The following is a 7,713-nucleotide window of genomic DNA, read 5'->3' on the forward strand; positions in this document are numbered from 1 at the left end:
ACTGTCATCCGTACCGAACCTAGTCTTGGTTTTTGCCCGATGTAGCGCCAAAATCAAAGACAAGGAAGAACTCCCGGAAACTTTGCGACAGAACCTTCTTTCACGCTGAAGCAGGTCCGACTGGAAGTCGGAGGGTTTGCTCCAGGGCGTGGATACTAGATGCAAAACGCTTTAGAGATTTACCCGTCTCGATCAGGTGTACTTTTTGGAAAGAGCGTCCATGATCTTGGCCGCGTCCTCAACCAGACGTTCGCCGATAATCGCCATTTTTTCAGGTGTAAGGTGACCGCTTGGACCACCACAAGAAATAGCCAGCACCGGAGATTCCCCTTCGGCAACGATCGGTACCGCAACTCCGTTGATATCACTCTGCCAACCATGGGTTGAGGACGTAAAGCCAGATCTGGCGATGTCTTCTATGCTTTTCGCAACTAGCGGCTCTAATTTCTCCCAGAGCTCTCCGTGGCGAAGCGCCAGATAGCCGTATAGAAATTGACGCTCTTGCTCAGGGACTCGCGCCAGCAGTGCGTGCCCAGTGGCGGTCCCGGCCAAAGGAATACGCGATCCGATTTCCAGTTGCAGCGTCATCAGCGTGTTCGAGCTATGACAAACTTCTAGATGAATGGCATTGGTCTTGTCGCGGCCTACCAGAGCCGCATGTACGTTGAAATCATCTGCGAGCCTTTGCAGATAGCCGCGCACAACGTCGGTAACACTGTTGCCTGCACGCCCTGCATACCCCAGCGTCAGAGCGCCGGCGCCGAGCCGGTACTGACGTCGGCGTGGTGAGTAATAGAGATGACCGGAGGCGATCAGTGCCTTGCTGAACCGCGAAACGGTTGGTTTCGGAATACCTGTCCGTTCTGCTATTTCTGCGTTTCCAAGCCAGATCGATTCAGGCGTGAATACTTCGAGAATGCTCAGCCCTTTTCCCAGAGCGACAACAAAGGCCCGATCCGTCGAAACCTGAGCCGGTTTACCCGTGGCTTGCGGGGTGGCGGTTGAGGGCTGTTCAGTCATCGGCAATCCATTTCAAATCCACCGCACTAACTACCCTGGTTAAAATTGTGGACATTTAAGTCGACTTAGGATGTCGCGGCCATTGTCCCCCCTAGATACGCGGTTTTGACGTGCTCGTCATGCTGAAGTTTCTTTGCTGGTCCTTCCAACACTGTGCGGCCCGTTTCTAGCAGATAACCGTAGTCTGACAACTGCAACGCAAGACGTGCGTTCTGCTCGACGATCACGACGCTTATCCCTTCTGCGTTGATAGTCCGAACAATGCGCGCCACTTCCGCGATCATGATCGGAGCAAGCCCGAGAGAGGGTTCGTCCAGAAGCAAGACCTGCGGATTACTCATCAGCGCGCGACCGATCGCACACATTTGCTGTTCGCCACCTGACATACTGCCGGCGCGTTGACCAATTCTTTCGCGCAGACGCGGAAAATAGGAAAAAACGCGTTCCATATCGGATTTCCGGGACTGCCGCGTACCGTTGAGATAGGCCCCGAGCCGCAGGTTGTCACCCACCGTCATATCAGGAAAAAGCCGCCGCCCCTCCGGGGACATGCTGACGCCACGCTCCACCATCTGGTCTGACGACAGGCCCGTCACGTCGTTTCCGTCCAGAAGGATACGACCCGACGACGGTTTGACGAGTCCGGAGAAGGCGCGCAGAGTGGTCGATTTTCCGGCACCATTGGCCCCTAGAATACATATGACCGAACCTTTTTCGGCCTCGATATTCAGATTATCCACGGCCTTGATAGGCCCATAATGGACAGACAGGTTTTCAAACTTGATGAAGGTCAATGTCAGCTCCTAAGTAAGCCTCAATAACATCGGGGTGCTTTTGTATAGCTTCAGGCACATCAATGACAAGCACTTGGCCGCGATCCAGAACGAGGATGCGGTCACAAATACGCGTAACCATGCCGACATCGTGCTCGACCAAAACCACGTCGATACCGCGTTCGGCACGAATACGGCGGATGAGTTCTCCCATCTCCTGCGTTTCGACAGGATTCAAGCCGGCGGCCGGTTCGTCCATCAACATTTGCGTAGGTCCGGCAGCAATCGCCATCGCAACGCCAAGAGTTTTTTGCACCCCATACGCAAGCTCTCCGGCGATTCGCTCACGGTCATCAGCAAGACCGCAGAACGATAAGACATCATCGGTCACCGTTTCAGCCGTTGCGCGTGCGCTGCTCAGCAATGAACGATCCGCAAAACGCCGAGGCACCGATAGCTGGCCGAACAAATATCCGAGCCGGATATTCTCTTGGAGGCTCTTGTTGCCAAAAACGGTCGCGGACTGGAATGTGCGGACAATTCCCTTTGCAGCAACGCCTTCTGGACCAAGCTTCGTGAGGCTTTCGCCTTTGTATGTTATATCGCCTCTGGTCGCGGGATAGGTGCCAGTGATCAGGTTAAAGAGGGTGCTTTTACCTGCGCCATTCGGCCCGATGATCCCGAAGATTTCGCCCTTGCGAGTTGAGAAGCTGACATCACCGATTGCGGTCAGCCCGCCGAACTGCTTCGTCACTCCGGAGAGTTCCAGCATGTTTGGGTTATCGGTCATCTCGTTTCCCCCGCATTTTACCGATCAATCCATAAAGACCATCCGGCATAAATTTAAGAAACACAATCAACGCAAGCCCATAGAACAGCACCTGATACTGCACCGCGTCCCGAAACAATTCGGGTAACGGCACAAGAATTAATGCCCCCAGCATCACGCCGACAGGCGATGCGATCCCGCCCAGAACGTTGATCACGATCAGATTGACCGCGGCCCAGAAATTGAATGCTCCCGGTGAAACAAAGGTAAAATAGCTGGCATAGAACCCACCTGCAAAACCAGCCATTGCCCCGCTGAGCACAAACACGGCCAACCGGTATGCCATGGCATTCACGCCAAGCGAACGGGCCAGTTCTTCGTCATCTTCCAGTGTTTCCATGATGGCGCCGAATTCACTGCGATAGAGTGCGCGCAGCAAAAAGAACCCGCCGGCAGCCATCGCCAACGCCATCAGATAACTGAGCGATCTGTCCTTGATCACGTATCCGAAAATCTGCGCGCGTGGCACGCCGAAAATCCCGTTTACACCTCCGAACACATCTACCCATTCGATAAATGTCAGCAGGACAATCTCGCCAAATGCAAATGTCAGCAGGACAAAATAAACGCCGCGAATACGAAGCAGAATTGGCCCGATAATCAGCGAAACCAAGCCGCCGACGACCCCGGAGAGCAGAAATCCGACGACAAAGGGAAAGCCGAGTGACATCATTACCAAGGCAGACGTATATGCCCCGATCCCCATGAGCGCCCCATGCGCCAGCGACAACTGCCCGATCCGAAGCATTAGATTCATGCTGAGTGCGAGCAAAGCGTACATGCAAACCATCGTCCCGATATGGATCAGAAAACGGTTTTCAATAACGAAGGGCCATACAATCAGGGCCACGGCCAGAACGAGGCCGGCAAGAATTTTCCAAGTGTTCATCGTGATTGCCCCATTAGACCTGCGGGACGGAATAGCAAGATCACGACCACAAGCGCAAAAGAGATCATTGTCGCCACTGTTGTATTGATAAACGTCGCGACACCTGCCTCAACCACCCCGAGAAGCAAGCCGCCGACGACTGCACCGGGCAAGCTACCCAAACCGCCCAGGATGACGACGATAAAAGCCTTCAGCATCGGCACTTCGCCGATGAAGGGGCTGACAGTATAGATAGGGGCCATCAGCGCACCAGCGAGCCCAGCCAGCGCGCAACCAATCCCGAAAGACAAAAGATAGATCCGCTGCGGCCGGATGCCCTGCAACGCGGCGGCCTCCCAGTCTTGCGCCACGGCACGCATCGCAAGCCCGGCGCGAGCATAGCGTAGGAAGAAATAGAACAACACCAAAATTGCAATGGCGATGGCGCCAACCAACATCCGGTCATTCGGAATGAGGATACCGGCAATATTAGTGACCCCGCTCACGGGGCGAGGAATCGACATTTCCTGAGGCCCAAAGATGATTGTCGCACCAGCCTTCAGGGTGATGGCAATGGCGAGAGTCATGATCATTCCGTTGAGTTCACGTCCAACGAATTGACGTAACAGCAGACGCTCGATCAACATACCAACCACAGCAACCATGAGGGCCGCGACTAGCACCGCAACGAAATAGTTGATTCCAAGCGTAGAAAACAAAAGCATGACGGCCATTGCGCCAAGCATGTAGAATTCACCATGTGCGAAGTTCACGATGCGCATGATCCCGAAGATCAGCGTAAAACCCAACGCCATCATGATATAGACCAGCCCCATCATGAGACCGTTCATTAGAATTTGAATCAAAAGCTGCAACATAGGAAGTTTCCGTTGGGGGCAAACCACGTCAGACAGTACCGAACCCTACAGAGCCCGGTACCTATTGCGATTGCCGGTATCAATTGGCGTCGATGCGATCGATGATCTTTTCTTCACCATCAGAGATCCGTCCGATGAAGGTAGGTACGATCAACTGATTGTTGTTGCCGTAGTCTTCCATTCCGCCCCAAACCAGCGTGCCCTGCGCGCCGTCAAAGGGTGTCATCTCGACAAGCGTATCACGCACGGCGTCCACATCCGTAACCGTTCCGGCTTTCTGCATCGAAGCAAACAGAAGATGCGCCGCATCATAGAAAAACACGTTGAACGCGTTCATCGGAGGGCTGTAGATCTTGGCGTATTCTTCCTCCATCCACTTGTATTTCTTCGATGATGTGTCGGCTGCAGCATAGACGATTGTGCCTTCAGCAAACTCCTTGCCAGCCGCTTCAACGATAGCCGGAACACCCGGCCCGCCGATTTTGACGAACAGTCCCTCAAAGCCGAGCTCTCGCGCTTGGCGGATAATCAGGCCAGCAGTGCTGGACGGTGTGGTGTCGAGTTCAATGATGTCAGGTGAGGTCGCCATCAACCGCGTGATGATCGACTGGAAATCAACCGAAGACCGCTCAAACAGCTCTTTGCCGACGATCTCAAACCCAGCCTCGCCATAGGCTTCGACCAGCGTCTTTTGACTGTCCCAACCGGTCTGATCGTTTGGTGAGATGACAGCCACCTTTGACAGATCGGATTTGTTTTCTTTCACCCACCCGACAATCTGGTCAACGTATTCCACGCTCGTCGGCAACACCCGGTAAACATATTTCGGGTTGTTGGCCAGCGTTTGAGGAGAATAGCTGTTCATCAGTGCGAGAACGCCCTTTTCCTCAAAGATCGGCTTCACAGCCAGCGCCGATGCAGACCCGAGTGGCCCAAGAATGAACTTCACGCCGTCCTGTTCGATCAACCGGGTCGCGGCAGCCACACCTTCAGCAGGCTTGTAGCCGTCGTCATATGATTTCACTTCGATCGTGTAGGTCGTATCACCTACCACCAGACCGCCGTTATTGTTGATTTCAGTGACGGCAATTCTTGTGCCCGCATCAACGCCCCGGCCCCATTCTGAGCCCGGCCCGTTCAGCGCGCTGATCGTCCCAATAACCAATGTTTCCTTGGCCAGTGCCGGAGAAAATCCCATGCTCAGAGCCACTACGGCGCCGCCGATAGTCGCGGCAAGGCGCTTAAATCTATTGAGTTTCATCGTCTATCCTCCCTTTGATATCGTTTGCTCTCGATGATCCGACCACGCCTTGGCACGAAAAAAATCGAAAACATGTTCCGCAGAATGAACATATTTCTGGCTTTAGCAACCTAAACCTTGCTAAAAGACGGTGAGCGAGGGCATTTTTTTGAATCTGCCCGTTTATGGAGGGGTGAGAGAAATGTCGCGGTGCGCGGAATTCTCGAAAAGAGCGGTCTATTTCAGCCACAAGAACAGGAATCGCCATGAAGCACAGTTATGAGAGCTGCGAAGCCAACGGGTTTGTGGGCCGCGCCGCCTTGATCAGCGACACCGATCGACTTGAAGCGTTGAAACTGGCCAAGACCGGCGCAGTCATGGAACTGGGTCAGGTACTTCGACCCCACGCGCCGCATTTTTCCAGTGTGCAGCCACCCTTTTTGATGAACCTCTGGACAACAGCACAGGGTGTTATTCGTGCGCTACAGCGCAAGGGAGTAAGCAATGATCCCGGCGTGAACCTCGAACATGCCACGATGACATTCCACGCTGGCACCCATATCGATTCGCTTGGACATTTTACTGCCGGACAACAGATGTACGGCGGGCGCTCTGCCGACGAGGTGGTCGGTGATCTTGGTCTCTACGATCTGGGCGCGGATATGATTCCTGCTATCGTCGCGCGGGCCGTTTTGCTGGATGTCGCAGCGACCGAGGGCAAAACATCACTTGAAGGGGGGCAGGTTGTTACCCGGCAAATGCTACAAGACGCCGAAACCGCAACGGGTACGCGCATCGGGGCGGGCGATGTCGCGTTGATCCGTACTGGTTGGGGCCAGTTTTATCGCGCTGATGCAATAAAATACGTAAAATCCGAACCCGGTCTCGACCTCGATGCCGCCCAGTATCTGACAGAAGCAGGTGTGATTGCGATCGGAGCCGACAATTTGGCCATCGAGGTGATTCCAGGAACCGACCCGAAAATCTCAATGCCGGTGCATCAACATACGCTGGTCGAGTGTGGTGTCTATTTGATCGAAAATATGGATCTGGATGCACTCGCCAAGTCTGGCCGCAAAATAACCTGTTTTGTGATGCTTGCGATCCGCATCAAAGGGGCAACCGGCACACCTGCACGCCCAATTGCTCTCTTGTGACGAGACAAACCTCACCCCCATCAGAGATTGACAAACACTCCACCACATTCACGACCACAAGGTAAATAACATATGCTCAAAACCGACCTGACAGAAGGCATCCTGACCGTCACCATCGATCGCCCGGACCAGCGCAACGCGCTAACGGTCGCCATGTCCAATGCTCTCACCGATCTTTGGGACGAAATCGGGGCTGACGACCGGATCCGTGTCACCGTTCTGACTTCGGCTGACTGCGGCACGTTCTGTGCAGGGATGGACCTGAAGGAAGCCGCCGAAATTAAGGAAAGCAAGGGAATCGACGTGCTGTCCCTTATACGCGACCCCCATCACAGCAACATGCTGAAGGTGCGCAAGCCGTTGATCGCTGCGATGACAGGCCATTTCGCAGCGGGCGGGATGATGCTGTCGCTAAACTGCGATTTGCGGATTGGATTAGTCGGCACCAAAGGCGGCATCCCCGAAAGCAAGATCGGGCGCGGATCGCCATGGGCGATGCCTCTGGTCTGGAAACTCCCCGAAGCGATCCTCAAAGAACTGACACTGTGCGGCGAAATGATAGCGGTCGAACGCCTTCATGCATTGGGATTCGTCAACTTCATCGAGCCGACACCAGACGCGGTACGCGCGCGCGCTCTTATAGTGGCGCAACGTATTCGTGACAACGCACCGCTCTCGGTTCTCGCGGCCAAGGCCAGTATACATGCAACGATGTCACGCGGCCTGGAGGCTGGCCTTGTCGAAGCCAAGCGAATCTATGAGCCGGTCTATGCCAGCGAAGATGCACAGGAAGGTCCCCGCGCCTTTCGTGAAAAGCGCGAGCCCCAGTGGGCCGGTCGCTAACAGGAAGGACTCGCATGAGGTTCCGTCGCAAACTTTGCCCAATGTCGGCATAGCCTGATCTGCGGACAGAATTATGCTGCAAGCTCCGCAAAGGTCTGGAATGCG

General features: G+C 54.5%; 8 protein-coding genes. 2 read left to right on the forward strand and 6 right to left on the reverse strand.

Annotated features, from left to right (window positions below; translation table 11 throughout):
- Window positions 1-192 precede the first annotated feature (192 nt).
- The 6 genes from ACSSVY_RS22340 to ACSSVY_RS22365 form a co-directional block, all read right to left on the reverse strand.
- The gene (locus ACSSVY_RS22340; RefSeq protein ID WP_454272218.1) at window positions 193-1,020 is read right to left on the reverse strand and encodes an IclR family transcriptional regulator; all 828 of its coding nucleotides are present in this window, start codon (window positions 1,018-1,020) and stop codon (window positions 193-195) included.
- Window positions 1,021-1,085: 65 nt separating this feature from the next.
- On the reverse strand, window positions 1,086-1,814 hold the full coding sequence (locus ACSSVY_RS22345; protein ID WP_454272220.1) for an ABC transporter ATP-binding protein: 729 nt from the start codon (window positions 1,812-1,814) through the stop codon (window positions 1,086-1,088).
- Window positions 1,795-2,583 (reverse strand): ABC transporter ATP-binding protein, encoded by a 789-nt coding sequence (locus ACSSVY_RS22350; RefSeq protein WP_454272222.1) that lies wholly within the window; start codon window positions 2,581-2,583, stop codon window positions 1,795-1,797. Before ACSSVY_RS22350 ends, ACSSVY_RS22345 begins: the two co-directional genes overlap by 20 nt.
- A complete protein-coding gene (locus ACSSVY_RS22355; RefSeq protein ID WP_454272224.1) occupies window positions 2,573-3,511 on the reverse strand; it encodes a branched-chain amino acid ABC transporter permease in 939 nt (312 codons plus the stop codon). The genes ACSSVY_RS22350 and ACSSVY_RS22355 overlap by 11 nt, the downstream gene beginning before the upstream one ends.
- Window positions 3,508-4,368: a branched-chain amino acid ABC transporter permease gene (locus ACSSVY_RS22360; protein ID WP_454272225.1), complete on the reverse strand. Its 861-nt coding sequence runs from the start codon at window positions 4,366-4,368 to the stop codon at window positions 3,508-3,510. The genes ACSSVY_RS22355 and ACSSVY_RS22360 overlap by 4 nt, the downstream gene beginning before the upstream one ends.
- A gap of 79 nt (window positions 4,369-4,447) precedes the next feature.
- Window positions 4,448-5,629 (reverse strand): ABC transporter substrate-binding protein, encoded by a 1,182-nt coding sequence (locus ACSSVY_RS22365; RefSeq protein ID WP_454272227.1) that lies wholly within the window; start codon window positions 5,627-5,629, stop codon window positions 4,448-4,450.
- A 245-nt stretch (window positions 5,630-5,874) separates the two neighbouring features.
- Here ACSSVY_RS22365 and ACSSVY_RS22370 point away from each other — a divergent pair, with 245 nt between their 5' ends.
- The gene (locus ACSSVY_RS22370; protein ID WP_454272229.1) at window positions 5,875-6,765 is read left to right on the forward strand and encodes a cyclase family protein; all 891 of its coding nucleotides are present in this window, start codon (window positions 5,875-5,877) and stop codon (window positions 6,763-6,765) included.
- A 72-nt stretch (window positions 6,766-6,837) separates the two neighbouring features.
- Window positions 6,838-7,608 carry an enoyl-CoA hydratase/isomerase family protein gene (locus ACSSVY_RS22375; protein WP_454272231.1) on the forward strand — a complete coding sequence of 257 codons (771 nt, stop codon included), beginning with the start codon at window positions 6,838-6,840 and terminating at the stop codon, window positions 7,606-7,608.
- Window positions 7,609-7,713: the final 105 nt, after the last annotated feature.

This window comes from Roseovarius sp. MBR-51, from assembly GCF_053628575.1.